Here is a 25,605-nt window from a genome sequence, read left to right on the forward strand (position 1 = left end):
ATGCAGTACTGGCTTTATAACTTCATAATTCTACTCATACAGAAGGCGATTATGCGCACTATCACCATAAAACCAAAAGCCCTTACTCATAACCTAAATCAAGTCAAACAACGAGCACCCCAATCGAAAGTGTTGGCCATGGTCAAATCCAATGCTTACGGACATGGCGTGGCGGCAGTCTTGCCAGCCCTGCAGCAAGCAGATGGTATTGGGGTCGCGACTTTAACAGAAGCATTAGAAGCCAGACAATTAGGCTGGGAGAAAACCATCGGTCTAGTAGAAGGTGCATTTACCGCTGATGAGTGGCAACAAGCGATTGATCATGAGATCAGCTGCGTGATTCACCATGGACCACAGCTAGAGTGGGCACTACAAAACATCCCGCCAGCTGGCAGTGCAACTAGAGTAGCTTGGCTCAAATACAATACAGGTATGAACCGTTTGGGTTTCAATGCTGAGGGTGTGCTATCAGCAGCAAAACGCCTACATGAAGCGGGTTATCAGCTGATCCTAGCCACGCATTTTGCCAATGCTGACGACTACGATCACCCATTGAATGCGATGCAGATTGAGCGTTTCTCAAGCGTACTGGCGACTTTGAAAGACACCATTAGCCCAGATATCCAAGGCTCATTATGCAACTCTGCTGGTATCGTCAACTTTCCAGAACATCATTATGATTGGGTACGTCCAGGCATTATCTTGTACGGTAGCTCACCTGTCGTCGATAAAAGTGCACAAGAACTAGACTTGCAGCCCGCGATGGATTTCAGTGCTCAAATCATTGCTCTACAAACCGTTAGCGCCAATGATACAATCGGCTATGGTAGCCGCTGGCGTGCGCAGCAAGACACCAGAACGGCGTTGGTCAGCGTTGGATATGGCGATGGCTACCCACGTGTGGTCACTGACGATGCGTATGTCATTGTCATGGATGCTAACGACAAACAAAGCTACCGTTGCCCGGTGATTGGACGCGTGGCAATGGATATGATTGTTATTGATATCAGTAATGCACCTGAGAGTCTTGCTATAGATAGCAAGGTCATGCTATGGGGCGATGCGCCGCGTGTCGATGAAGTTGCAAATCATGCTGGGACGATTAGCTATGAGCTATTATGTCGCCTAAGTATACGTCCAAACCGTACACAGGCATAGTCATTAGCGGCACAGTCATTAGCGGCACAGTCATTAGCGGCACAGTCATTAGCGTACAAGGTATCGTGGCTTGCTAAGGAGATTTCGGTCTATTTGGCAAGCCATTTGATCTTGATAAAAATGAACGTTTACATTGAAAGTAAATACGCTATACTAAAAGTTTGTTGTCAACCCAGTATACGCACTGACGCGATGCTATTGAAGACTGATGACGTTTCACTGACTGCGATCGACTGCTAGGATTACTATGAGTTTGCGCCATTTTTTAACCTTATCTGATTTAACCAAACAAGAACTAGAAAACTTAATCAAACGCGCAAGCGAATTGCGTAAGATGCAACACGCAGGCGAGATATACCAGCCTTTTGTTGGTCGTACGCTTGGCATGATATTTGAAAAATCTTCAACGCGTACCCGTATCTCATTTGAGACGGGCATGGGTCAATTTGGTGGTAACGCCATATTTTTATCACCAAACGATACGCAGCTCGGTCGCGGCGAGCCACTAGAAGATTCAGCACGCGTGATTTCCAGCATGGTAGATATCATTATGATTCGTACCTTTGGTCATGAAAAAGTTGAAACCTTTGCTGAATATTCCAGTGTACCGATTATCAATGCGTTGACCGATGACTATCATCCTTGCCAGTTGCTTGCTGATATGCAAACCTATTACGAGCATCGCGGTAGTATCGAAAATAAGATCGTCACGTGGGTCGGTGATGGCAACAATATGTGCTCCTCATTTATGCAAGCTGCAAATCAGTTTGGTTTTGAATTACGCGTGGCAGCGCCTTATGGGTTTGAGCCTGATCCGAAACTTATGGAACGTTTCTCACACTGCGTCAGTCTGGTAGAAAACGTACAAGATGCGGCAAAAGATTCTAACTTAATTGTCACCGATGTGTGGGCAAGTATGGGTCAAGAATCAGAGCAAAACACGCGTGCACGTCGTTTTGCGCCTTATCAAGTGACGCCGTCTCTATTAGACAAAGCCGATCCTGAAGTGGTGTTTATGCATTGCTTGCCAGCCCATCGCGGCGAGGAAATCTCTCATGATATGCTTAATGACCCACGCTCTGTCGTATGGGATGAAGCTGAAAACCGTTTACATGCACAAAAAGCATTGATGGAGTTTTTACTTAAAGACAAAATCAAGTTACCTGCATAACTTAGACTATTCTGTAAAAAGACAGTGAGATCAATAGTAAAAAAACTTGCTAGTACCCTCCTAAATAAGTTCTCAAATAAAAAAGCCGTCCAGATCTGGACGGCTTTTTTGGTTATACAAATGATTCAAAGATAGTTTAACGCGTGAGCGTTGTCACGCCATTAGCACCTGCTTTTAGCAAAACGTCTGCTTGGTTTGCTGCAAAGATACCATTACAGACCACACCTACGATATTATTTAGCTCTTTTTCGAGCGCGATTGGATTACTCACATCCAAATCATAGGTGTCTAGAATGACATTACCATAATCAGTGACAAAGTCTTCACGATATACTGGCTCACCGCCTAATTTGGCCAATTGGCGAGCCACATAAGAGCGTGCTTGTGGTAATACTTCAATCGGTACTGGAAACGCGCGACCTAATATATCAACACTTTTACTATCATCGACCATACAGACGAACTTGTTTGAAGCGGCTGCCACAATCTTTTCGCGAGTCAATGCACCGCCGCCGCCTTTGATAAGTTGCAAGTGTTCATTGACTTCATCCGCACCATCGATATAAACATCCAACGTACCAGCAAAGTTTAAATCGACTATTTCGATACCAAGCGCACGAAGTTTGTCTTCTGTCACCTGTGAGCTAGCGACAGCGCCAGCAAGCTTCAATTGTGGCAACAACTCAATTAAACAGTTGACCGTACTACCTGTCCCTACCCCAAGTATCATATCGTCTTCGATATAGCTTAGAGCAGCTTTGGCCGCGGCTTGCTTTTGTGCTTGCTGATCACTCATCATAAATCCTTGGAAAATAAACGTATGGTCTTAAAAAAAGTAAAAGGCTAAAACAGATAAAATGCGCGGCTATTATAACCGATGATATTAATGGATGTTAGCGCATCATGACGCTAATTTGTGAGTCCTATCTTGCCGACCTAAGACTTAACTTCGTCAAATACTTGCACTTCATGTAAATTTGAGCATGAAATCTCAAGAAAACTGCAATTGAGTCTTGCAAGATACTAAAAATCGGCATAGGCTAATCTATTTCGTTTTTATATTCATTTACACTTTTTATATTCATTCTGTTTAGGGATTACTATGCTGTCACACTGGGTACGAGCCATCTTACAAGCCACCGTCTATGACGTTGCTATTCAAACACCACTTGAAACGGCGCCCAAGCTGACCCAACGTTTTGCCAATGACATTAGATTTAAGCGTGAAGACTTACAACCAGTCAAATCATTTAAATTGCGCGGTGCCTATAACCGTATCAGTCAGTTGAGCGATGAGCAAAAAGCGCGCGGTGTGATTTGTGCTTCGGCAGGTAATCATGCGCAAGGCGTGGCTTACTCTGCGCGCAAACTATCACTAAATAACATCATCGTCATGCCAACCACGACTCCTGATATCAAAGTGGATGCGGTAAGAGCACTTGGTGGTAATGTAGATCTGCACGGTGATAGCTTTGATCAAGCAAACTGCTATGCGATTGATCGTGCTGAACGCGAGGGACTTACCTTTATACCACCTTATGACGATGAACTGGTCATCGCAGGACAAGGTACCATCGGTCTTGAGCTGACCCAGCAGTGGCGCAACATGGACTATGTGTTTGTTGCCGTTGGTGGTGGTGGCCTAATCTCTGGTGTGGCCGCATTCTTAGGCGAAGTGGCACCACATGTCAAAGTGATTGCGGTAGAAGCCGAGCAGTCAGCTTGTCTAAAAGCCGCGCTTGAAACAGGTGAACGTGTCAAGCTCGAGCAAGTAGGATTGTTCGTTGATGGCGTGGCAGTCGCGCAGATTGGTGAATTGCCTTTTGACGTCGTCCGTACACAAAAAAGCGATAACTCAGGTCCTATCGTTGAGCCTGAAGTGATCACTTGTACCAATGATGAGGTGTGTGCAGCCGTTAAAGATATATTTGAAGAAAACCGTAGCATTGTTGAGCCTGCTGGCGCACTGTCAGTCGCTGGTATGAAAAAGTATATCGAAGCCAATAATATTCAAGACAAAAACTGCGTCGGCATTATTTGCGGTGCCAATATGAATTTTGACCGCCTACGTTATATCGCTGAGCGTACTGAAATTGGTGAGAAAAAAGAAGCCATTTTTGGGGTCACTATCCCTGAACAAACGGGCGCTTTCTTGAACTTCTGTCGCAGTCTACACGGTCGTAATATCACAGAGTTTAACTACCGTGCTGATAGCAAAAAATCACCAGATTCAATGGAACCTGCTTCAATCTTCGTTGGCATCGCTTTAAAAGAAGGCGAAAAAGAGCGTCAAACCATTAGTAACCAATTGTCAGACGATGGCTACACTGCTCACGACCTGACTGATGATGATATCGCCAAATCACATATCCGTCATTTGATTGGTGGTCATGCTCATGTCGAAAACGAGCAATTGCTACAAGTGGTATTCCCAGAACGTCCAGGCGCATTGCTAACGTTCTTAGAGAAATTGGGTGATGACTTCAATATTACCTTATTCCATTACCGCAACCATGGGGCTGCTGAAGGTCGTGTACTGGTTGGCCTGCAAGCCTCCGAAGGCAACTCTCGTCAGTTACAAGACGCACTTTTAGATATTGGTTATGACTGTGCCACGGTCAATGACAATATTGGCTATCAGTTGTTTTTGAGATAGTAAAAATAGATATCATATTTCTTACCTAATGGCAGTTTTTAAGTCGATTAAAAACTGCCATTTTTATATTAATAGTAATTATGAGCTGGCAGGTATGGCACAGTGATAAACAAAGTATTAGTGATATTGACCTGTCTGATTTTCGTGCTTATAGGTTATAAATTCCTTCAACCTAAGAACACGGTACACCAACCTGCAACCAATGCAGCAGCAGATATCGTAACGCAACCTACTCTTACCTCTAATGACGTTGATAATATTGATGATATACCGCCAACATACGTTGATTTGGGTACCACTTCAACATCGGCGCCAACTGCAACCCCGGCCTTATCGACACAACCGACCTCAAACTTTTCATGTGACGGCAGAACACATTGCTCACAAATGACATCCTGTGCAGAAGCCACCTATTTTACAAACTACTGTCCTAATACTAAAATGGATGGTAACCACGATGGTGTACCTTGTGAACAACAATGGTGCAACTAACCCACAGTTATCAAATCTATTTGCAAATATTAAAGTTGCCCTAATATTGTTTATATAAAACTATGATTTAATATAAAAACGAATGCAGAGTGACTCTTATGAAAAAAAATACTGATGACAATAACCAAGGTTTGGTGAAAATACGTCTCGATAAATGGCTATGGGCAGCTAGGTTTTATCGTACACGCACCCTTGCTAAGCAAGCGATTGAAAGTGGACGCGTACACTATGCCGGTAGCCGGGTAAAAACCAGTAAAGAGATTTCAGTCGGAGATGAGCTAACCATTCGCCAAGGCTCAGCGACCGCTATGACCGAAAAGACTGTCGTTGTTGAGGCGCTATCTGCACAGCGTGGCAATGCGACTGCCGCTGAAGTGCTATATTCAGAGACCAAAGAGAGCGAGACGCGCCGTGCTTACTATGCCGAACAGCGCAAACTGGCCAACCTTGCTCGTCCTGACAACAAGCCCAACAAAAAAGAGCGACGCGATCTACAGCGTTTTAAAAGTAATCAAGATTAAAACCATTTCACTATCTCGCCTTTTGGCCATGCATCATATGGCCAAAGCTTCATTGTTAAATGACGCTATTGTTTAGTCTCTATCCTTGCCATTCCAAGCATTAAGCGTTACGCTAGCAGCTGATTCAATCGATTGCATGCTAATAAAAGCCGCATTAACAATGCCGGTCTCTTATAGCATGTTTTTTTTGTTATAGAAGGTCATATTATGCTGATGAAAGCCTGTACTCCCTCGTCTGTATTATTGGTATGTTTGGGAAATATCTGCCGCTCCCCTACTGCTGAAGAAGTTTTTCGTCAGCAAGCAGCGATTGCTGGACTATCCATAAAAGTAGACTCAGCAGGCACCAGTGATTGGCACGTTGGTAGTGCGCCTGATGCTCGCTCACAACGTCATGCTAAGTCACACGGCTACAAAATCAATAAGCTGGTCGCTCGTCAAGTCAGTGCCAATGATTTTCATAATTTTGATTTAATCTTAGCCATGGATTCACAGAATCTAGCTGATCTACAAGCGATCAAAGACAGCATTGCAGAATCAGAAGATAGTTTAGCAACACTAGCACTGTTCAGTGAAGAAGACCCTACCTATTGCGGTAGCGATGTGCCAGATCCATATAAAGGCGATAACGATGATTTTGAAGAAGTGATCGAGCGTATCGAATCAAGCGCCCAAGCTTGGATAGAAAGCTGGAAAGCCTGCTAGCCATACCGTCTATATTTCTGCTACTCTTGCATCCGGTATCCTCTATAATATGATTAATCCTCTATAAAAGAGCTACAGCGTTAACCTCGCTTAAAGTATCACAGTTACGTCTGCACTCAGTTGCCTTGTATCTCTTTTAAATTGAATCAATTATAGCTACCTTATCATTTATTATCATTTATTATCATTTTGCCACATAGGCTACGTTATGACCCAAGCTTCACGCCTTGACCACAGTGCTCAGTCTAGCATCGCCACTGATGTTTCGAATGTCTCAGCGACTGCCGTAGTCAATGATTCGATCGACTTATCACATGACAATACGATGGCATTGGCCTGTGTTGCTGACTCTGTCGTGACATTAGAGAATGAGGCGCAGCTTGACAGTTTTATGGCAACTTATATAGAAGATATAGCAAACAAATTGCCACTGTTTGTGTTGTCTGGCGGTAGTAATGTTTTATTACCTGAAGCGTTGAACGCCATAGTATTGCAGCCAAAGATGCGTGGTATTCATCTGACCAATCAAACCGACGATTATGTCGATATCGAAGTAATGGCTGGCGAAAACTGGCATGATTTGGTCGTACATACGGTCAATCAAGGTTGGTATGGGTTAGAAAATCTTGCACTAATACCGGGCCTGACGGGCGCAGCACCCATACAAAATATCGGTGCATACGGCGTACAATTAGAAGACCGCTTACAGTATGTACGTGCCTATCATTTGCCGACACAAACTTGGCATCATTTATCAGCTGCTGATTGCCAATTTGGCTATCGTGACAGTATCTTTAAACGCACACCAAACACATGGCTTATTAGTCGTGTGGGTTTCAGATTACATACTGATCCTGCCAATATTTTAGCCAGTTATGGCGATGTACAGACTGTGGCGCAGCGCTATGCGCAGCAACAAGGGCGCGAGCAAGCAACTCCTGTTGATGTTATGCAAGCTATTATAGATATTAGACAACAAAAGCTGCCAGACCCGAAGCAGCTACCTAATTGTGGCAGTTTTTTTCAAAACCCTATTATCGCTCAGGAGCAGTTCACAGCGCTGCAAGCAACTTATCCAGCTATCGTTGGTTATGCGATGCCTGATGCAATGGTAAAGGTTGCTGCAGGTTGGCTCATTGAGCAAGCAGGGTTAAAAGGGGGCGGCATTGCACCTATTTTTACGCATAAGCAGCAAGCACTCGTACTGACCAACCATACGCCTCAGCAAGCCACGCAAGAGGATGTAGCCATAGCGCAGAAATATATCGCTGCTACTGTCTATGAAAAATTTGCCATTCAATTGTCACGTGAGCCAGTCTGGGTAAATGCTGATGGCTCAATTGGATATGCTGAGCATGTGGCCTAAAAAATCATGGTCTAAGCGGCTATTATCTAAACGATTATGGCGATATTACTTGCGGTTTTCTGAACGCATGGTGACGCTTTTTCGCATTATCAATATTACTTTTATACTAGGCTCTACGTCCGTCATTTTAGTGATTATTAGCCTATTTACCCCGCTATTTTCGCAAGCAATCGTTTATATCTTTTCTCTACTACCCCTACCTGATATGCCTGCTGCTGCCATGAGCTCACCGCCTACCGCTTATGTAGTCCTAGGCGGCGGTCTGACCAATGACCACAACAACCAAATTATCCTAAACCGCTATAGTCTTAATCGTGCTCGTACCGCTGCAGGCGCTTACCATGACTTACCTCTACCGATTGTACTGAGTGGCGCCGAAGCTCCATGGCTCGGTCAATGGTTGATGGAACACGGTATCGACGGACTGATCAGCGAAAATGCTAGCATGAATACATGTGAAAACGCCCGTTTTACAGCCAAACGTATTCCGCTACGCCATGTATATCTGATTACTGATAGCTATCATATGGCGCGTGCACGCAGACAGTTTGCCTTAAATGGTATCAATAGCACACCACTCCCTGCGCCACTGCCAGTAAGACGCGACTGGATGAAGCCTGCACACAACTTAAGTCACTCACGGCGCGCTGTCTATGAGGTCGCAGCCTATCTGCGCGATGTGATACGTCCCCAGATGGACTGCCGCCATGCCAATGATGTGACTTCGCAGCAGCTATTAACCCCAAGAGGCAATGCCACAAAAAACTCTGACGAATAAACGTTAAAGATGTATACGATACCATTGAGAGACGCATTCTAAATACTACCGAACATCCACTACATTTGTGATGGGTGTATAATAATAAGAGACACTGCTATTTAAGAGATTTGCCATGCTCAGTATATTTTTATTAATTCCATTAAGTCTCATGCTGTTTGTGGTTGCTATTTGGGCAGTGCGTTATGCGGTCAAGTCAAATCAATTCGAAGATCTGGACAATGCATCACAGCGTATTATATTGGATGACCGTCAAGAACGCCGCCAAACTATGCAGGCTCATGAACGCTCAGCACCTACCCAGCAGCAAGATAAAACAGCCGCAACTGATGGAAATAACGATCATTCTGAGATAAATAAAGATTCAGAAATCTAATTTATCTGCCTTATACATGCGTAATTTATTGGTGCCGTTTTATTAAATAATTCAGCACTAGCAAGTTCGCCCTTTACCATTCTTAGGAGACGCATTCATGACCATCGCTTTACTTGTGGCGGCATTACTAATGGGATTCTTTGGTTCACCGCATTGCTTAGGCATGTGTGGCGGTCTTGTGACCGCGTTTGGTCTGTCTATGAAAGATGTCAGCCCCGCCAAACGCCGTGCCTTGGTGGCTACTTACCATCTTGGGCGTTTAACGAGTTACGCATTATTGGGTTTAATTGCAGGGCTAATCGGTATTACCGTATTAAAGCCATTGATGATGGGTAATAGTACACCGCGTATTTTATTAGGATTGGTACTGGTATTCGTCGGTGTGACGATGCTTGGTGCGCCGTTTTTGACTAAGCTTGAACGTTTTGGTATGCGCTTTTGGCAGTATCTTAGCCCATTGCGTCAAAAGGTATTTCCACTTAATACTTTTCCGCGCGCATTAACAGCAGGGTTGCTTTGGGGCTTTTTGCCTTGTGGTTTGGTATATGGCGCTCTACTAATTGCGGTCGTTGCTCATAATCCATTAAGCGGTGCTGCGTTGATGTTTGTCTTTGGTCTAGGAACCATACCGATGTTGGTTGCGACGCATGAAACAGTCGGTTGGCTACGTGATAAGATCGGACGTTTTCGCTTAAGGCAGTTAAATGGTGCGGTTATGGTCATATCAGGGTTGGCAGTAGCAGTCGTGCCGATGGTCATGGCAAATATGCATGGCGGCCATGGTGAGATGAATCATGGTAGCCACACTGCTATGATGTCTGATATGGACTCTCACGACATGAGCCAAATGAATCATGATACGGATATGGCAGCAGACATGGATCACAACATGCAGGATATGGACGACCATATGGATCATAGTATGAATGACATGAGTGATGAATCAGTGGACATGAATCACCATGAGCATACTGAGATGATGGAACACACTCAATAAAGTCATCGGTAACAGATACTATTAACACTTAGCATATAAAAAAGCCCTCAATACCATTTTCGATATTGAGGGCTTTTATTTTTTGAATAATGCTCAGTTTATAGCAATTATTCCTGCCATTGCTCAAGCGTAAACTTGGTTTCTAAATGCTTCTCTAATGCCGGTATATTAAAGGCATCATCCTCACTCACAAAGCTGATACTAATACCTGTCTGGCCTGCACGGCCCGTACGACCAATGCGATGTACATAATCATCTGGCTGATCAGGCAAAGTAAAATTGACCACATGGCTGATATCATCGACATGGATACCGCGCCCTGCTACATCTGTCGCCACCAAAATAGAAGCGTGACCATCTTTAAATCGCTGTAAGTATTTCTCACGTTTTTGCTGAATGACATCGCCCGAGAGCATCACAATATTATGCGCTTGACGCAGCTTGTGATACAGACGCTTTACTTGGTCTTTACGATTGGCAAAGACGATGACCTTCTCTACTGCTTCATCACTGATAATACGCTGCAAGGCATCTAGCTTTTGATCTTCTGTCAGCAAATAAAAATGCTGATCTACTAACTCGCTGGTCTTGTGTTCAGGCTCAATTTCAACAAACTGAGGCTCATGTAACCAACGATAGGCCAAATTCATAACATCTTGGTTAAAGGTTGCAGAAAACAACAAGCTTTGGCGATCGGTATTGGCAGGCATTCGACCAACTAGGCGTTTGATATCAGGAATGAACCCCATATCTAACATGCGATCGGCTTCATCAAGTACCAGCACCTCTACTCTATCTAGATAGACCATGCCTTTGTTAGCAAGGTCAATTAGACGGCCAGGCGTCGCTACCAAGATATCAACGTATTGACGTTCAAGCTCGTGCTGCTGAGTTTCATAGTTGGTACCGCCCATAATACAAACACTATGTAGCGAGGTATATTTGGTTAATGCAATGCAGTCATCAAATATTTGCTGAGCCAGTTCGCGAGTTGGCGCCATGACCACAGCGCGCGGCTCACCAAGATAGCGCTCTTCGTCGTTGGTAAATGGACGCTTAAGCAAGGCTTCCATAATAGTCAGTAGAAAAGTCGCTGTTTTCCCTGTGCCCGTTTGTGCTTGTCCGATAGCATCTTGATGTGCCAATGTATGCGGTAGTATCTTTGCTTGAATGGGCGTCAATTCAGTAAAGCCTAGATCACTTACTGCACGCAGGGTCGCTGTGGAAAGTGGCAAATCAGTAAACGTTGTAAAATTGCTCAAAAAAATATCCTTTTAAATGAATTGCTTGTATTTTATTAATTATAAATAGGCTCACAATGAACCTTTATAGTGTCAAATGTAGCGTTTAAATCGTAATCAGTAAAAGTAGCCTTATCGAGTCTGTGGAAAACCATCAGACATATAGGCATAAAAAAAGCCAAGCCCAAATCCAATCCTACCAAATATGCTGCAGTTCATTCAACATAGGTAAGATAAGATGGGCTTGACTCAGTAGTATATCAGTAGTTTGTACAGACATTATAACTAAACCGCTTTAATGTCTGAGTAAATTACTCTTCTATCTTTCTGACTTCTTCAGCTTGCAGACCTTTGTCACCTTCCACTACACTGAACTCAACTTTTTCGCCATCCTTTAGAGAACGATAGCCATCACCCTGAATCGCGCGGAAATGGACAAAAATATCTTCTCCGCTGTCACGTTGAATGAAACCAAAGCCTTTTGAGTCATTAAACCACTTAACGATACCTTGCTCACGAGCTGACATAATATTACTTCCTAAAAAAGTCCGCTTAGCCCTAGCTTCCTTTGCGACATTGCATATAAACAGGGTCTAAGATTATGAAATCAAACATTAAGAGTATTACTACTCTACTTACCATCATCTATGTAGTGCTTTAATTACCTACATAGTGTGTCCATAACGAATTCGCCAAACGCACTTATCGTCATGAAATTCGATGATAGCAACAAACTTGCAATATTTATTGCATAAAAAATATCATAGCACGGGTTTTTAGCAACATAAAGACTTTTAATATGCTTTTTGATATCTAAATAATTTTTTAGACAAATTTTTATAACCTAGCTGGCAAGCTGTTATGATAAAGAGCAAAATGCGTTGAAGCCAATTTAGCTTGGCAGCTCGCGCCTTAAATTATTCATATATTATTATAAATTATTAACATCGCTCAATAGTTACCGAGACCATTATGACCTCCTCTACTCCGTCAAAAACAGCCGAACAATCGACTAACGAAAATTCAAATCAAATACTGACTCATAAATTACTACTGGTAAACGGCGTAAATCTGAATTTACTAGGTAAACGGGAACCGCATATTTATGGTCATACGACACTTGCTGATATAGAAAAGCAACTAGTTGAGCGCGCCGCACGCCACGGTGTAGAGTTAATATGCATACAGTCCAACCATGAAGGTAAGCTAGTAGACGACATTCAGCATCATGGATTATTGGCGGATAAATCTGCCCAAATTGACGCTATTATTATCAATCCGGCTGCATTTACGCATACTTCAGTGGCTCTACGCGACGCGCTATTGGCCACCCAAAAGCCATTTATAGAAGTACATTTATCCAATGTTCATGCCCGTGAACCTTTCCGTCATCATTCATATCTAAGTGACGTTGCGGTCGGAGTCATTTGCGGCTTGGGACAATTGGGTTATCAAATGGCGCTTGATTACTGGTTGAGCAATATGTATGCAGTTGACACAAACAAATGATATGACTGTGCTTACTTTTTTGTAAATGATTACTCGCGTCTTCACACATTAGTCAAACAGTAATCTTGCAATTAAAATAATAGAATTACGACTGAGCAAACAACCCATTATACGGTGACATGAATGGCAAAATCGTCCGGAAAACGCTTTATGAAACTCGCTGGTATGACAGCAAGTATTGCTGGCAAAGCCGCTAAAAACTCATTTAAGCATCTCTCAAGTGACGAAGAAAAACGTCTGCAAGCTCGCTCAGATCTGATGCAAGACGTGGGCGTTCAAATTGCCGAAACGTTGGGTGAGATGAAAGGCGCAGTGATGAAGGTCGGACAGATTGCTTCACAATATAAGGATGTGTTCCCGCCTGAGGTTGCATCAGCGCTCGAAAAGCTACAGAAAGATGCGCCGCCAATGCCGTATGCGCAGATACGAGCTCAAGTTGAACGTGAGTTGAAAGCGCCAATCTTAGAATTGTTTAGCGCGTTTGAAGAGACACCTTTTGCCGCAGCATCCATTGGACAGGTACACAAAGCAACGTTGCCATCGGGTCAAAAAGTGGTGGTCAAAGTCCAGTATCCTGATGTCGATGAAAACTGCGATAGCGATCTCAAACAAGTACGTATGGCATTGAAAATCGCTGGCGTGCTCAATATGAGTAAGCACCTACAAGAGCAGCTTTTTAATGAGATTCGCCAGAGCTTGCATGATGAATTGGACTATGTCAAAGAGGCTCATAACTTACGCGTGTTTGGTGCTTTTCATGCAGAAGATGAAGGCCTTATTATTCCCAAAGTGATTAGCAGCCATTCTTCTAGACGGATTTTAACGTTGACCGAAGAGATGGGAGAGACATTGACTGTCGCTGCGACATGGGACAATGACGTCAAACAAAAAATAGCAGAGCGTCTGTTTCATTTTACCGCAGGGCAGCTATTTGGCTTATACCGTATGCACTGCGATCCTCATCCAGGTAACTTCGCGTTCCGTCATGACGGCAGTGTCGTGGCTTATGATTTTGGGGGTATCCGCAGTTATAGTGATAGCGAAGTGCAGCTATTTAAACGCTTTGTCAAACATGCACTAAAAGGTGACGTCACCGCACTTGAGCAAGATTTGATTGCGCTAGATATTCGCCGCGAAGATGACAAGAACATCCCTGGTGAGTTTTATGAAAAGTGGCTATCAATCGGACTCAAACCTTTATCCATTAGCCCGTATCAAGAAGGAAATTTTGATTTTGGTAGTAGCCAAGTCCATCATGAGGCAATCGCACAGATGCGTACGTCTTTAAAGTACTTCGGTCAGTTTCAACCCTCAGCCACCACTATGATGCTAGACCGTACTGTATCAGGACAATACTGGAATCTGGTCAATCTAGGCGTCGAGATCGACCTGTCACCACTGGTTGATGAATACATTGATGCGTAGATGCGTAGTAGGTATGTTGACTGCCACGATTAAATCTATCTCTAGATATGTAGCGCGTGCCCACAACGATCACAAAAGTCTGCCCCTACTGCATGGCCGAATTTACCACAGTTCGGGCAAGTTACTGGGTTAAGTTGTGGACGCATGTTACGTGCTAGCTCTGACGTGAAGATACCTGTTGGTACAGCAATAATCGAATAACCGGTGATCATGACCATGGTTGCAATTGCTTGGCCGAGCGGTGTTTTGGGTGACATATCACCATAGCCAACCGTTGTCATCGTGACAACTGCCCAGTAGATAGACAGTGGAATACTGGTAAATCCATTTTCCGGCCCTTCTACCACATAAATAATTGAACCAAAGATGGTTACCAACAATACAAGCGATAAGAAAAAAACCGTAATTTTCTGCTGACTGGTCTTTAATGCGGAAGCCAAAAACCCAGCCTGTTGCATATAGGCTTTGAGCTTAAGAACACGGAACACACGTAAAATACGTAATACCCGTATCACGAGTAGATACTGCACGCCTACAAACATTAAGCTCAAATAACTTGGCAATACAGACAGTAAATCCACTATCCCAAAGAAGCTAAAAGCATAGCGTAAGCGGTTGGGTGCTGAAAACAGCCTTAACGCATACTCAATAGTAAACAAAATGGTAAAAAACCACTCTGCATAAAAGAACAACGTGCCATACTGCAAACGCATATATAGCACACTATCAAGCATGACGACGGCCACACTGGCTAAAATTGCAATCAGCAATACAATATCAAAGAGCTTGCCCAGACGAGTATCTGTGCCTTCAATAATGATATGCGTACGGTTACGCAAGTGTGTAAGAGCTTCGGCGGTTGGTTGCTTCATAGAATCAGTACTTTATAAAATCAATGGCTTGATAGCACGCAATGACTTAAAATGTGATGGATAAGGGCAAGTTGGTCAAAATAGCTAAAACTGGTTTATAATATCGCTCACCTATCACAGTGAATACAATCTATAAGTTGCCACAGTGTAGCAAAAAAGCACTCTCAACAACATACAAATCGTTAACGTGCTAGTAGCACTACTACCTCAAATAGACAAAGTAATGATAGTATAAAATCAGGCAATCAGATACCGAAGGTTGTTGTTGATCACTCTTTTTACCCATAAAAATAGTATGTAGAACTTAAGGATGTTATATGGCAGGCCATTCAAAATGGGCAAATATTAAACACCGCAAAGCCCGTCAGGATGCAGTAAGAGGTAAGATATTTACCAAGATTATTCGTGAAATCGTTTCAGCTGCCAAACAAGGCGATCCCGATCCTGACAAAAACCCACGCTTACGTGCCGTTATCGAAAAAGCCCTATCCGTCAATATGACGCGCGACACGATTAATCGTGCTGTCGACCGTGGTACAGGTGGTGGCGATAATGAGAATATGGAAGAAGTCAGTTACGAAGGCTATGGTGTTGGTGGTGTGGCTGTATTGGTCGAAACCATGACTGATAACCTTAACCGTACGGTCAGCGAAGTACGTCATGCTTTTACCAAGAATGATGGTAATCTTGGCACATCAGGCTCAGTTGCGTATTTATTCACTAAACGTGGCGAAATTACTTTTAACGATGTTAGTTTAGAAGATGAGGTCATGCTCGTTGCACTAGATGCGGGCGCCGTTGATATCGAAAACGATGGTGAAAGCTTGCTCGTTATTACTGAATGGGAAAGTTTTGGTCAAGTCCAAGATGCCCTTAATGCGGCTGGTCTTATTTCTGACAACGCCGAGGTCACTATGTCACCATCTACCACGGCTGAGATCGACAATGTCGATGATGCTGAAAAGATCATGAAGATGATTGATATGTTAGAAGATGCTGATGATGTGCAAGAGGTTTATACTAACGTGAACTTCTCTGCTGACGTCATGGCGCAACTTGAAGCATAAGCGTATTAATTTTTCAGTAAAAAGGGCCAGATACTAAAAGTATTTGGCCCTTTTTTATTAAGACAGATTTGGACTCATTTTTACGTCCAACTTCCTTCTAGTGCTAGTAAATACTCTTTTTTATCTAGCCCGCCTGTATAACCACCGAGCTTACCATCGCTTGCAATCACTCGATGACAAGGCACGATAATGCTAAAAGGGTTTTTGCTGTTAGCATTCGCAACCGCGCGAAATCCTTTTGGACTATCCACACGCTTTGCTAATGTGGCATAGCTGATGGTTTCGCCATACTCAATACCTTGTAGTGCCTGCCATACTCTTTGCTGAAACTCAGTACCCATAGAGAAATCTAAAGGCAAATCCAATGTCTTACGTTTACCATCAGCATAGTCTTTAAGTTGAAAAATCGTTTCTATTAATAACGCTTGAGCAGGTTCATTCATGCTTAGGCTATTTTTATCTATAAAGGTAAAGTCTTCATCTGTCAGTCCATAGTACTTTTTAATTTTGGGTACAGATTTTGAGCTATGCCATGAGTTACCTGCTAGCAGCCAGTTGGCTTCAACGAGCATAGGCTGACCATGCCCATTGACACGAGCAATCAGTGTTAATCGATGTGACCCAAAGGCTGCTGTGGTAACTATCATAGCGTCTACTTCCAAATTATCTCAAAAATGATTTACCAATTAAAACTGGCTCTCTTATTCTTTATCGTCGGTCTCGAACAAAGCGGCGACAAATTGTTTCGGACTAAAAGAACGCAAGTCATCAATCGACTCACCCACACCGATATAGCGGATAGGCACATCTGTCGTTTCGGCAATATTAAATACCACACCACCTTTAGCAGTACCGTCTAGCTTAGTAATAGTAATACCTGTCAGTGGCACAACTTTATTAAACAGTTCGACTTGGTTGATAGCATTTTGACCCGTGCCAGCATCTAGCACAATCATACCTTCATGCGGGGCACTTGGATCCGCTTTACGCATGACACGTACGACTTTCTCCAACTCTGCCATTAAATGTGTCTTGTTTTGCAGACGTCCCGCAGTATCGGCGATAAGCACATCGATATTTTTTGCTTTGGCTGACTGCATTGCATCAAAAATGACAGAAGCGCTGTCAGAACCATGACCTTGAGCTACCACTGGAATATGATTGCGCTCGCCCCAAATCTGTAGCTGCTCAGTAGCTGCCGCACGGAACGTATCGCCCGCTGCCAGCATGACTGATTTGCCTTCACCTTGTAGGCGCTTGGCAAGCTTACCAATCGTTGTGGTTTTCCCTACGCCATTGACCCCTACTACCAATATAACAAACGGCTTTTTGCTAGTATCAATCACCAATGGCTCAACTTTTGGTGTAAGGATATCAACCAACTCACTTTGCAATGCTTTATATAGAGAGTGTGCATAGATCAAGTCACCACGATCTGTCTGCTCGGTGAGGCTCTTGATGATACGGTTCGTCGCGTTGACGCCAATATCGGCTACCAATAGCTGATCTTCAACTTCTTCTAATAGCTCGTCATCAATCTCTTTACCACCGATTAAGATACTGACCATGCCTTCGGCTAAGTTTTTGCGTGACTTACTGAGGCCCGTTTTCATACGGTTGAACCAGCTGCCCTTTTTCTTATTTTCTTTAGTCTCTTGTGACTCTGTAGTAGGCTCTTTAGTAGTAGCTACCTGTGCGTCATTGTCAGCCACTAGGTTTACACTTGGTGTATCGCCCAATTGCTCTTGCAATGGCATAGCAGGAATGGTTGACGCAGTATTAGTTTGACTTGTAGCAGCGGCTGTCTCTGTAGCGCTCGAAAAGCTTTCAGAATTACCTTTAGGAACATTATGCTCTTCTGTCATGACAATTGGCGTCGCCAAAGCAATATTTTCTGCAGCATCATTGCTAGAGACGTCCTGGTTTACCGTACTGTCCTTCTGTGGAGCAATACTCTCTGTTTCATCAATAATGGGCACAGATTGCACTGGTAGACTGGGTAAGGTAATATCATCGTCATCTAAGTCGTCAAGACCAGCATCAAGGTTAATGACTATGCGGTTGCTATTGTTTGGGTTGTTCATAAATTTGCCCTAAAAGTTATCACGATCAACTATTTGTTTATTGTTAATGGATTTACATATTGTCATCTGGCTACAAGCGACATAATATCTAATTTTGACCTATTTTAGCATAATTCAAGTCATGCTCAGCCCTTACCCTATTAGACTATCGTCAAAATTTATCTGTTTAAAAAATCACTCGATGATTTGAGAAAGTTTTGCTTAAGGTTTGGACACAAAATTCTGACCTGTTACTTGTCAGACTTCGCCTACTCTACCAAGACTTATTCGATAAATACTTATTAGGAATCCGTTATGTCATTATTCTCTAAGCACTACAAAAAAATCAGCAGCATCAGTGTGGCGGTTTTATTAACGACGACTATATTAGTGACAGGTTGCACCACTACGCAAGAGTTTAGACCGACTGCTAGTGTTATGGTTGGTGCTCAGACCTCTTTGTAATGCCATTTATTACTATGATTAGCATTTAATTCTTCAGTTATTATTTTATATAAGTAGACCATACCATGTCATTGTCTTTACCTCTAGCAGCTGCGCCATTACGCATTGCTTGTGCCTTAGCAGTAGCAGCGTCACTTGCTGCATGTCAAACCAATACGATACCTACTAACTCTGCAACCGCGACAAGCTCAATCACAACAGATAGCTCGGCTCAAAATATGTCAGATGAAAATAAAACGAGCAAAGACACACAGCCGTCTGAGTTGACAATGGACATGTCAGGTCGACATGAATATCAGTTAGAAAACGGTCTAAAAGTCGTTATAAAAGAAGACCACCGTGCCCCAGTCGCTATGACACAAATCTGGTACCGAGTGGGCTCGGCAGATGAGCCTCTTGATAAAGGTGGTATCTCTCACTTGCTTGAGCACATGATGTTTAAGGGCACGACCAATGTCTCTAGTGATGATTATGAGCGGCTAATTGCTAAGTTTGGCGGCGTCAACAATGCCTTTACCAGCTATGACTATACGGGGTACTACGAGCTATTCCCTGCCAATCGTATGCCATTAGCGTTAGAGCTTGAAGCAGATCGCATGAAAAACCTTATATTCGATGACAAAGAATTTGCCAAAGAGCATCAAGTGGTCATGGAAGAGCGTCGCCAACGTACTGATGACAATCCCCTTGCCAAAGCGTATGAGTCATTTCGTCTGCTGGCCTTACCTGACAGCCCAAAAGGCGAATCTGTCATTGGACCTATGAACGAGCTAGAATCGATTAAACTTTCAGATCTAAAAGACTGGTATAAGACGTGGTATGCACCAAATAATGCAACGTTAGTCATTGTCGGCGACGTACAACCACAAGAAGTACTCACTCAAGTAAAACGTTACTTCGGTGATTTAGAAAAAAGCAACCTACCCAAGCGCACTTCTGTGACTCAAAAAGGCTTTCGTGGTTATCAAAAGGTAGACTCCGAGCAAGCCGTACAAGTGCCCGTTCTACTGATGGGTTACAACGTGCCAAGCCTTGCCACGGCAGGCTCAAACAATGAAAAACAAGCTTATGCCCTGTCACTTGCGCAAGATGTGCTCGATGGCGGCTTATCTGCACGCTTAGAGAGTCGACTAATACGTGAGCAAGGTCTGCTTACTACAGTTGGTACTTCTTACGACTTGTTAGATCGCGGTGATGGGCTGTTTTTGATTCAAGCAACACCGCGTGAAGGCGTCAGCTTAGAGCAAGCACAACAAGCCATAACTTCGGAAATAGAAAAGCTAAAAACCGATCCTATTGCCGATGACGAGATCAGTCGCGCCAAGACCAATACGGTTACTGGTTTGATTTATGCGCAAGACAGCATGGAAGGACAGGCACGTATGATTGGCTCGTTACAATCTATCGGTCTAGATGACAGACTGCTTGCTAAGTTACCAGCTAAGCTCGACGGTATCAGTGTGGCTGACATTCAGGCTGCTAGTAAAAAGTATTTGGTCAAAGACAACTTGACGGTGATGCATGTCGTGCCACCTAAAGACAGTAAAACCCCAGCGAAATAGTCGCTGCCTATTATCAAACGTCTCATAAAAATGGCCATAGCACCGTATTCTTAATAAGAAGAAACTCATGATTCAGAATAAATACGACTCTAAAGCAAGACAACAATCTTTTAAGACTGCTTCATCCTCTATAAGCAGCACTATCGCATCTAAAAAGCGAGCCTACCTCAGTGCTAGCGTAATTTTTGCTTTTAGCGTCTTAGCTACTACCGCGCAGGCAGATACAACAGCTGCTGAAGATTACCGCGCACCTGCTGCAGTCGATGCAAGTGCGCCAATTGCTGCCTTATCTAAACTGACCAGCTTAGATGATGACAAACCTTTAAAAGTCACCGTACCGACCATTCAACAGTTTAAGACCAAGTCTGGCGTACCTGTTATGTTTGTACAAACGACCACCTTGCCAATCGTCGATGTGGATTTGCGTTTTAATGCTGGTAGCGCGCGTGATGGTAGTATCAAAAAGGATGGTTTTGGTATTGCTAATATGACAGCGACGATGCTCGAACAGGGCTCCAAAAGTCTAGATGAGAACGCATTTACACGTGCAGTGGAAACGTTGGGCATCAATCTAAGCAGTAGCGCATATAAAGATATGTTTATTGTTTCACTGCGTAGCCTATCTGATGACAAGCATCTTCTGCCAGCCATTGACTTAATGACACAGATGGTGAGTGAACCTACCTTTGACGAGCAAGTTCTAGCTCGCAATAAAGCAAGACTGTTGGTAGGCCTGCAGCAACAAAAACAAGATCCTAATAGCTTAGCAAGTATCGCTTTCAATGATGCTCTATATGGTACTCACCCTTACGCGCATCCATCAGTCGGCACACTAGAAAGCGTTCCTACGATTGAAAAGCAACAACTGATAGACTTTAAAAACAAATATCTGGTAGCAGCAAACGCATCTGTCGCTATGACCGGCAACCTGACATTAGCACAAGCCAAAAAACTGGCAGAAGACATCACTGCTAAATTGCCTACTGGCCAAGCTGCCACTGATCTACCTGAGCCGAAACTGCTTACTCAAGCGCAGCACGTTCATATTCCATTCCCAAGCACTCAAACCACTGTACTCATGGGACAGCTGGGTAGCAAAAGGGCAACCGACCCAATAGCACAGCAGCAGCAAACCAACTTTGCTGTTGGAAACGAAGTCATGGCAGGCAGTGACTTTAATGCGCGGCTAATGACGGAGGTGAGACAAAACCTTGGCTATACTTATGGAATCTCAGGATCGATGAACCCAATGCTCTCTCGAGGTCCCTACCAGATTGGTTTTTCGACACGTAATGACAAGGCGCGTGCGGCTATTGATGCAAGCTTAGCGGTTATCAATGAGACGCTAGACAAGGGTATCACCAATGAGGAGATGCGCTTAACTACAGATAATTTGAAAAACAGCTTCCCGATGGGGTTTGCGAGCAATGCTGGTATTAATAGCTTACTTGGAATGATGAATTTTTACCAATTGCCGAATAATTACTTAGCTGACTATACCAATCGCATTGATCAAGTCACACTTTCAGAGGTCAATCAAACCATGCGAGATACGCTAAAGCCTGATAACTTTTTAATAGTTACGGTTGGGCAAGAAGATCCTTGGAAAGAAAAGAAAGTGGTAGAAAAAACCAGTAAGAAATAAATCGCTAGGAAGCAATATTAGAAATAAGCGTTATCAATCCAATGGACGTATTATAAATGGTAAAAAATACTACTCATAATATGTCCATTTAAATATTTGAACGGCTATAATCTTTAAATAAGAAGCAGAACATTCTTAATGCTTGGCATTAGGAATACTTGGCGTCAGAAATTTTTAGCGCAACATCATAGACAAAATGCTCAGGCTTATGGGTAGCCCCGTTATAGCTCAAACGGATAACATGCTTATCATAAGACGTCACTTTATAATTACCATTGGCAAAGTTATGTAGCGTCGGCACAATTAATAGCGCTTCTATTTGACGGTTATCTACTTTAACATTGAGGCGCTGACCCTCTCGCGGATATAAGAAATAATCACAGTAGTCATTTACCATGACCTCTGATATACGTTCGATAACCTGATTACCTGTTTCTTCTTGAATTAATTTTGGACAGACATCAGAGCGCTTAGAGGCTAAACGAGCGTAAGAGTTCTTGATACTATCTTCTATCTCTTTAGAGCTTTGTATATGTCTATCAGCTTTATCCGTCACTATCATATTGTTTTCAGAGGACATCTCTGTACTACACGCATTAATCAATAATACCGACATAAGTGCAGAAGTAAACAAAGCGCCATACTTATAGTTCGAGTGCAAAAAACTTTGCTTCTCGTTATTTAATTTATGATAGTTTTTCATTGTCAAGCGCTGATTTTTCATAGTTTTCGCTTAAAGTAAATTTGGTGGTTTTCTTTATAAGCCATGAAAATATAAAGGCGATTGATAACAGATATTATTAAAGCATAGTTTTTAAAGACCAAACAAATTTTTAATGAACTCATGCGTCTATCCTATGAATCCTACCAAATAATTACAAAATTATTATTTTTAGTAAACACCGGAATAGTATATATAAAAATGAATATATATCTAGCGTTATCTCGGCTAACTTTATAATTATTTGAATTCTCGATTCTTGATAAATCAATTAATAGCGGCAAGAAGAGGAACTACTAGCGTGATTGAACCCCCACTTACGATAACCATCAGTATCTAAATGAATAGCCCCTGTCGCATATAATCCTAAGCCAAAGTTATAAGGCTGTCCTTGATACTGCCAAAACTGGCATAAGCCATCATGCATGGTACTCAAGCGCCATAAATTGTCTTCGTACTCAGGTACCCAGATATCCATAGCACTTGCATTCATATGCTTACTACCGTCTGCCCCGCCTGCACAATCATTCAAACCTGGGTTACGATATACCGAACGTATCTCACTGCTGAGTGGTAAAATACCTTGGTTTTTCAACTCACTATAAAGACGTAATGTTGGTACAATGTTAGACCATAGTTCTTGAGGTGGCAGTTGATAAGGCTCATATCCGCATTTACTCCAACTACGGGCAGTCGTCAGCAGTTGAGACAATGGCGGTACATTCTGTGATCCGACTCGTGCGCTAAGATAACGCTCATACTCTGCTACTTGTCTGGCACGATAACTATTGCTATTTAACCATGCATTAAAGTCCATATTCATAGAATCGTTATAAGCACCATTATAGGTGTTGTTTGCTGTACTATAAGTAGTACCGCGTCTCACTACATTCACACGTTTGTTTTCTTCAATGGACAACCTAGCATCAATCTCGAAATCACGCTGTTTTTGTACAATCAAGTTTTGCATACTGTCGCTATTTGATGCGTTCGCACCACTCAACATGGTAACACCAGGACGCTGATTTGAGCTGTTAGTAGAGGGCGTTATATACGCATTACTGTTATTGCTTGTACTGCTACTTTGACGTATTTGAATACGGCGTTCACTATCATCACTGATGATAACGGCATGAGCACTGACACTGCCAGCACATAGGATAAGGGTGATAATAGGTTGGCAAATTTGCCTATACGCATGGATTTTTGATTTTATCATTGCAATAAACTACCGCTAAAAACGTTTTATCGATACTATCAAATTTTCAACAAGCAGGCTAAACTATCGCTTCTAATTTGAAGTCCAATATTGATAATTAACACTTATCCTTACAACTTTTATAATTGAGTGACTTTATTATTATTTGTGAATTATATAGCCATCGCGTGCTCGCATACTTTTATTAAAATCGGTAATTTTAAGTACGCTTCTCATCATTATTTATAATGAGATAATTTAGTTAGTACTTCCCTCCTACACCAATTGTTAGCCAAATTCTGCCTATGTCTTCTAACCCGCAATATCGTTTTTCACGTCAGAGCCATCATTTGGGTCAAGGTCATGCACCGACACTATGGCAACGCATTCATATCGATCCATGGTTAACTTTACTGTTATTGACGGTCTGTTGTATTGGTCTGACGATTCTATACAGCGCCGCAAGCCAAGATATTGGTATGGTCATTCGCCAAATGGTCAGTTATGGGGTTGCATTCGCTGTAATGTTTACTATGGCGCAGATACCGCCTAGTCTCTATCGTACTTTTACGCCCATATTTTATGTCTTAGGACTTATCTTATTGGTATTGGTAGATATTATTGGTGAAGTACGTATGGGTGCTCAGCGCTGGATCAATTTGCCTGGGTTCGGTAGTGTGCAGCCTTCAGAGTTCATGAAGCTGGGCATGCCAATGATGTGTGCTTGGTTTTTGTCTAAGCGTGATTTGCCACCGTCAGCATCTAGCATTGCTATTACCTTAGCATTGATCATTGTACCGGTGCTATTAATTGCTAAAGAGCCTGATCTTGGTACGTCGTTACTGGTCGCTGCTAGCGGCATATTTGTGCTTTTCTTAGCAGGCCTCTCGTGGCGATTGATTTCTGCTGCTGTAATTTTAGCTGTGCCGTTTATTGCTTTTGCTTGGAACTTTTTACTTCATGACTATCAGCGTACGCGGGTATTAACACTCCTTAATCCTGAAGCAGATGTACAAGGTGCTGGATGGAACATCATTCAATCGAAGACAGCCATTGGCTCTGGTGGTCTTACTGGAAAAGGCTATCTAGAAGGCACGCAATCACACCTACATTTCCTACCAGAAGGCCATACTGACTTTATTATTGCCGCCTTCTCCGAAGAGTTTGGTTTACTCGGTGTGATGCTACTGATGTTCATTTATTTCTGCCTTTTATCACGCGCCTTATATATCGCTTTCACTCATCCTGATGTTTATAGTAGATTGTTGGCTGGTGCTATCGCTATGTCTTTCTTTGTTTATATATTCGTCAATGTCGGCATGGTTGGCGGCATTTTGCCTGTCGTAGGTGTTCCACTACCATTTATTAGTTATGGGGGTACGGCTATCGTGACTCTGATGGCAGGATTTGGCCTACTCATGTCTATCCATACACATAAATCCGGCTAACTGGAATAAGATACTGTCTGTATAATTCGTCTTTCGAGTAAGTCGTTCTGATGATTATGGTAGTACCATTAAAATAAATTGTTTTGTACTACTAGGGCGTGTTGAACATTCATAATTTGAGCCAGATATAAGCACAAGCAAGAGCGACCGTATTTTCATAACTCTGCTT

The 25,605-nt window shown here is 42.8% G+C and carries 26 protein-coding genes; 17 read left to right on the forward strand and 9 right to left on the reverse strand.

The annotated features are described in order from the left end of the window. The first annotated feature begins 51 nt into the window (after positions 1-51). Together alr and argF are read left to right on the forward strand one after the other, a co-directional pair. A complete protein-coding gene (alr, locus tag I3254_RS11605; protein WP_238052971.1) occupies positions 52-1,158 on the forward strand; it encodes an alanine racemase in 1,107 nt (368 codons plus the stop codon). 247 nt (positions 1,159-1,405) lie between these two features. Further along, the gene (gene argF / locus I3254_RS11610) at positions 1,406-2,329 is read left to right on the forward strand and encodes an ornithine carbamoyltransferase (RefSeq protein ID WP_057760398.1); all 924 of its coding nucleotides are present in this window, start codon (positions 1,406-1,408) and stop codon (positions 2,327-2,329) included. 136 nt (positions 2,330-2,465) lie between these two features. Here argF and rpiA read toward each other — a convergent pair whose 3' ends face one another. Then, positions 2,466-3,125, reverse strand: a complete 660-nt coding sequence (gene rpiA / locus I3254_RS11615) for a ribose-5-phosphate isomerase RpiA (protein WP_057760400.1) — start codon at positions 3,123-3,125, stop codon at positions 2,466-2,468. Between the two features lie 306 nt (positions 3,126-3,431). On the opposite strand from rpiA, the gene ilvA reads away from it, so the two are divergent. Continuing rightward, positions 3,432-4,985, forward strand: a complete 1,554-nt coding sequence (ilvA, locus tag I3254_RS11620; protein ID WP_238052972.1) for a threonine ammonia-lyase, biosynthetic — start codon at positions 3,432-3,434, stop codon at positions 4,983-4,985. Between the two features lie 167 nt (positions 4,986-5,152). On the opposite strand, the gene I3254_RS11625 is transcribed toward ilvA, so the two are convergent. Continuing rightward, entirely contained in the window at positions 5,153-5,395 is a 243-nt protein-coding gene (locus I3254_RS11625; RefSeq protein WP_238052987.1) for a hypothetical protein, read from the reverse strand. Between I3254_RS11625 and I3254_RS11630 the strand changes: the two genes are divergently transcribed. The 7 genes from I3254_RS11630 to I3254_RS11660 all read left to right on the forward strand — a co-directional run bounded on the left by I3254_RS11630 (position 5,373) and on the right by I3254_RS11660 (position 10,220). Beyond that, positions 5,373-5,477, forward strand: a complete 105-nt coding sequence (locus I3254_RS11630) for an excalibur calcium-binding domain-containing protein (RefSeq protein WP_201579448.1) — start codon at positions 5,373-5,375, stop codon at positions 5,475-5,477. The two genes, I3254_RS11625 and I3254_RS11630, sit on opposite strands and share 23 nt — an antisense overlap. A gap of 98 nt (positions 5,478-5,575) precedes the next feature. Beyond that, the gene (locus tag I3254_RS11635; protein WP_102091790.1) at positions 5,576-5,998 is read left to right on the forward strand and encodes a S4 domain-containing protein; all 423 of its coding nucleotides are present in this window, start codon (positions 5,576-5,578) and stop codon (positions 5,996-5,998) included. Between the two features lie 207 nt (positions 5,999-6,205). Further along, on the forward strand, positions 6,206-6,703 hold the full coding sequence (locus I3254_RS11640; RefSeq protein ID WP_238052973.1) for a low molecular weight protein-tyrosine-phosphatase: 498 nt from the start codon (positions 6,206-6,208) through the stop codon (positions 6,701-6,703). Between the two features lie 325 nt (positions 6,704-7,028). Further along, entirely contained in the window at positions 7,029-8,069 is a 1,041-nt protein-coding gene (gene murB / locus I3254_RS11645; RefSeq protein ID WP_238052986.1) for a UDP-N-acetylmuramate dehydrogenase, read from the forward strand. Positions 8,070-8,118: 49 nt separating this feature from the next. Continuing rightward, on the forward strand, positions 8,119-8,847 hold the full coding sequence (locus I3254_RS11650; RefSeq protein ID WP_238052974.1) for a YdcF family protein: 729 nt from the start codon (positions 8,119-8,121) through the stop codon (positions 8,845-8,847). A gap of 115 nt (positions 8,848-8,962) precedes the next feature. After that, positions 8,963-9,223, forward strand: a complete 261-nt coding sequence (gene ccoS / locus I3254_RS11655; RefSeq protein ID WP_227526711.1) for a cbb3-type cytochrome oxidase assembly protein CcoS — start codon at positions 8,963-8,965, stop codon at positions 9,221-9,223. A gap of 97 nt (positions 9,224-9,320) precedes the next feature. After that, complete coding sequence (locus tag I3254_RS11660; RefSeq protein WP_238052975.1) at positions 9,321-10,220, forward strand: sulfite exporter TauE/SafE family protein; 900 nt, start codon at positions 9,321-9,323, stop codon at positions 10,218-10,220. Positions 10,221-10,327: 107 nt separating this feature from the next. Here I3254_RS11660 and I3254_RS11665 read toward each other — a convergent pair whose 3' ends face one another. Together I3254_RS11665 and I3254_RS11670 are read right to left on the reverse strand one after the other, a co-directional pair. After that, positions 10,328-11,482 carry a DEAD/DEAH box helicase gene (locus I3254_RS11665; protein WP_102091784.1) on the reverse strand — a complete coding sequence of 385 codons (1,155 nt, stop codon included), beginning with the start codon at positions 11,480-11,482 and terminating at the stop codon, positions 10,328-10,330. 290 nt (positions 11,483-11,772) lie between these two features. Further along, positions 11,773-11,988 carry a cold-shock protein gene (locus I3254_RS11670; RefSeq protein WP_057760416.1) on the reverse strand — a complete coding sequence of 72 codons (216 nt, stop codon included), beginning with the start codon at positions 11,986-11,988 and terminating at the stop codon, positions 11,773-11,775. A 445-nt stretch (positions 11,989-12,433) separates the two neighbouring features. Here I3254_RS11670 and aroQ point away from each other — a divergent pair, with 445 nt between their 5' ends. Together aroQ and I3254_RS11680 are read left to right on the forward strand one after the other, a co-directional pair. Further along, complete coding sequence (aroQ, locus tag I3254_RS11675) at positions 12,434-12,970, forward strand: type II 3-dehydroquinate dehydratase (RefSeq protein ID WP_057760418.1); 537 nt, start codon at positions 12,434-12,436, stop codon at positions 12,968-12,970. A gap of 123 nt (positions 12,971-13,093) precedes the next feature. Continuing rightward, positions 13,094-14,395 (forward strand): AarF/ABC1/UbiB kinase family protein, encoded by a 1,302-nt coding sequence (locus I3254_RS11680; protein WP_238052976.1) that lies wholly within the window; start codon positions 13,094-13,096, stop codon positions 14,393-14,395. Positions 14,396-14,436: 41 nt separating this feature from the next. Here the strand turns inward: I3254_RS11680 and I3254_RS11685 are convergent, their stop codons facing one another. Beyond that, the gene (locus I3254_RS11685) at positions 14,437-15,267 is read right to left on the reverse strand and encodes an ion transporter (RefSeq protein WP_057760421.1); all 831 of its coding nucleotides are present in this window, start codon (positions 15,265-15,267) and stop codon (positions 14,437-14,439) included. Positions 15,268-15,584: 317 nt separating this feature from the next. On the opposite strand from I3254_RS11685, the gene I3254_RS11690 reads away from it, so the two are divergent. Beyond that, the gene (locus tag I3254_RS11690) at positions 15,585-16,334 is read left to right on the forward strand and encodes a YebC/PmpR family DNA-binding transcriptional regulator (protein WP_102091781.1); all 750 of its coding nucleotides are present in this window, start codon (positions 15,585-15,587) and stop codon (positions 16,332-16,334) included. Between the two features lie 80 nt (positions 16,335-16,414). Here the strand turns inward: I3254_RS11690 and I3254_RS11695 are convergent, their stop codons facing one another. Beyond that, positions 16,415-16,981, reverse strand: coding sequence for a methylated-DNA--[protein]-cysteine S-methyltransferase (locus tag I3254_RS11695; protein ID WP_238052977.1), 567 nt, complete (start codon positions 16,979-16,981; stop codon positions 16,415-16,417). A gap of 54 nt (positions 16,982-17,035) precedes the next feature. Further along, the gene (ftsY, locus tag I3254_RS11700; protein ID WP_227526712.1) at positions 17,036-17,947 is read right to left on the reverse strand and encodes a signal recognition particle-docking protein FtsY; all 912 of its coding nucleotides are present in this window, start codon (positions 17,945-17,947) and stop codon (positions 17,036-17,038) included. A 765-nt stretch (positions 17,948-18,712) separates the two neighbouring features. Here ftsY and I3254_RS11705 point away from each other — a divergent pair. The 3 genes from I3254_RS11705 to I3254_RS11715 all read left to right on the forward strand — a co-directional run bounded on the left by I3254_RS11705 (position 18,713) and on the right by I3254_RS11715 (position 22,069). Further along, complete coding sequence (locus tag I3254_RS11705; RefSeq protein ID WP_156410696.1) at positions 18,713-18,862, forward strand: hypothetical protein; 150 nt, start codon at positions 18,713-18,715, stop codon at positions 18,860-18,862. Between the two features lie 65 nt (positions 18,863-18,927). After that, positions 18,928-20,424 (forward strand): pitrilysin family protein, encoded by a 1,497-nt coding sequence (locus tag I3254_RS11710; RefSeq protein ID WP_238052978.1) that lies wholly within the window; start codon positions 18,928-18,930, stop codon positions 20,422-20,424. 67 nt (positions 20,425-20,491) lie between these two features. Then, positions 20,492-22,069 carry a pitrilysin family protein gene (locus I3254_RS11715; RefSeq protein WP_238052979.1) on the forward strand — a complete coding sequence of 526 codons (1,578 nt, stop codon included), beginning with the start codon at positions 20,492-20,494 and terminating at the stop codon, positions 22,067-22,069. 148 nt (positions 22,070-22,217) lie between these two features. On the opposite strand, the gene I3254_RS11720 is transcribed toward I3254_RS11715, so the two are convergent. Beyond that, positions 22,218-22,793 carry a hypothetical protein gene (locus tag I3254_RS11720; protein ID WP_102093395.1) on the reverse strand — a complete coding sequence of 192 codons (576 nt, stop codon included), beginning with the start codon at positions 22,791-22,793 and terminating at the stop codon, positions 22,218-22,220. Positions 22,794-23,061: 268 nt separating this feature from the next. After that, on the reverse strand, positions 23,062-24,009 hold the full coding sequence (locus I3254_RS11725; protein WP_238052980.1) for a D-Ala-D-Ala carboxypeptidase family metallohydrolase: 948 nt from the start codon (positions 24,007-24,009) through the stop codon (positions 23,062-23,064). Between the two features lie 284 nt (positions 24,010-24,293). Between I3254_RS11725 and rodA the strand changes: the two genes are divergently transcribed. After that, complete coding sequence (rodA, locus tag I3254_RS11730; RefSeq protein ID WP_057760433.1) at positions 24,294-25,436, forward strand: rod shape-determining protein RodA; 1,143 nt, start codon at positions 24,294-24,296, stop codon at positions 25,434-25,436. Positions 25,437-25,605: the final 169 nt, after the last annotated feature.

Source organism: Psychrobacter sp. Ps2 (assembly GCF_022129405.1).
GTDB lineage: Bacteria > Pseudomonadota > Gammaproteobacteria > Pseudomonadales > Moraxellaceae > Psychrobacter.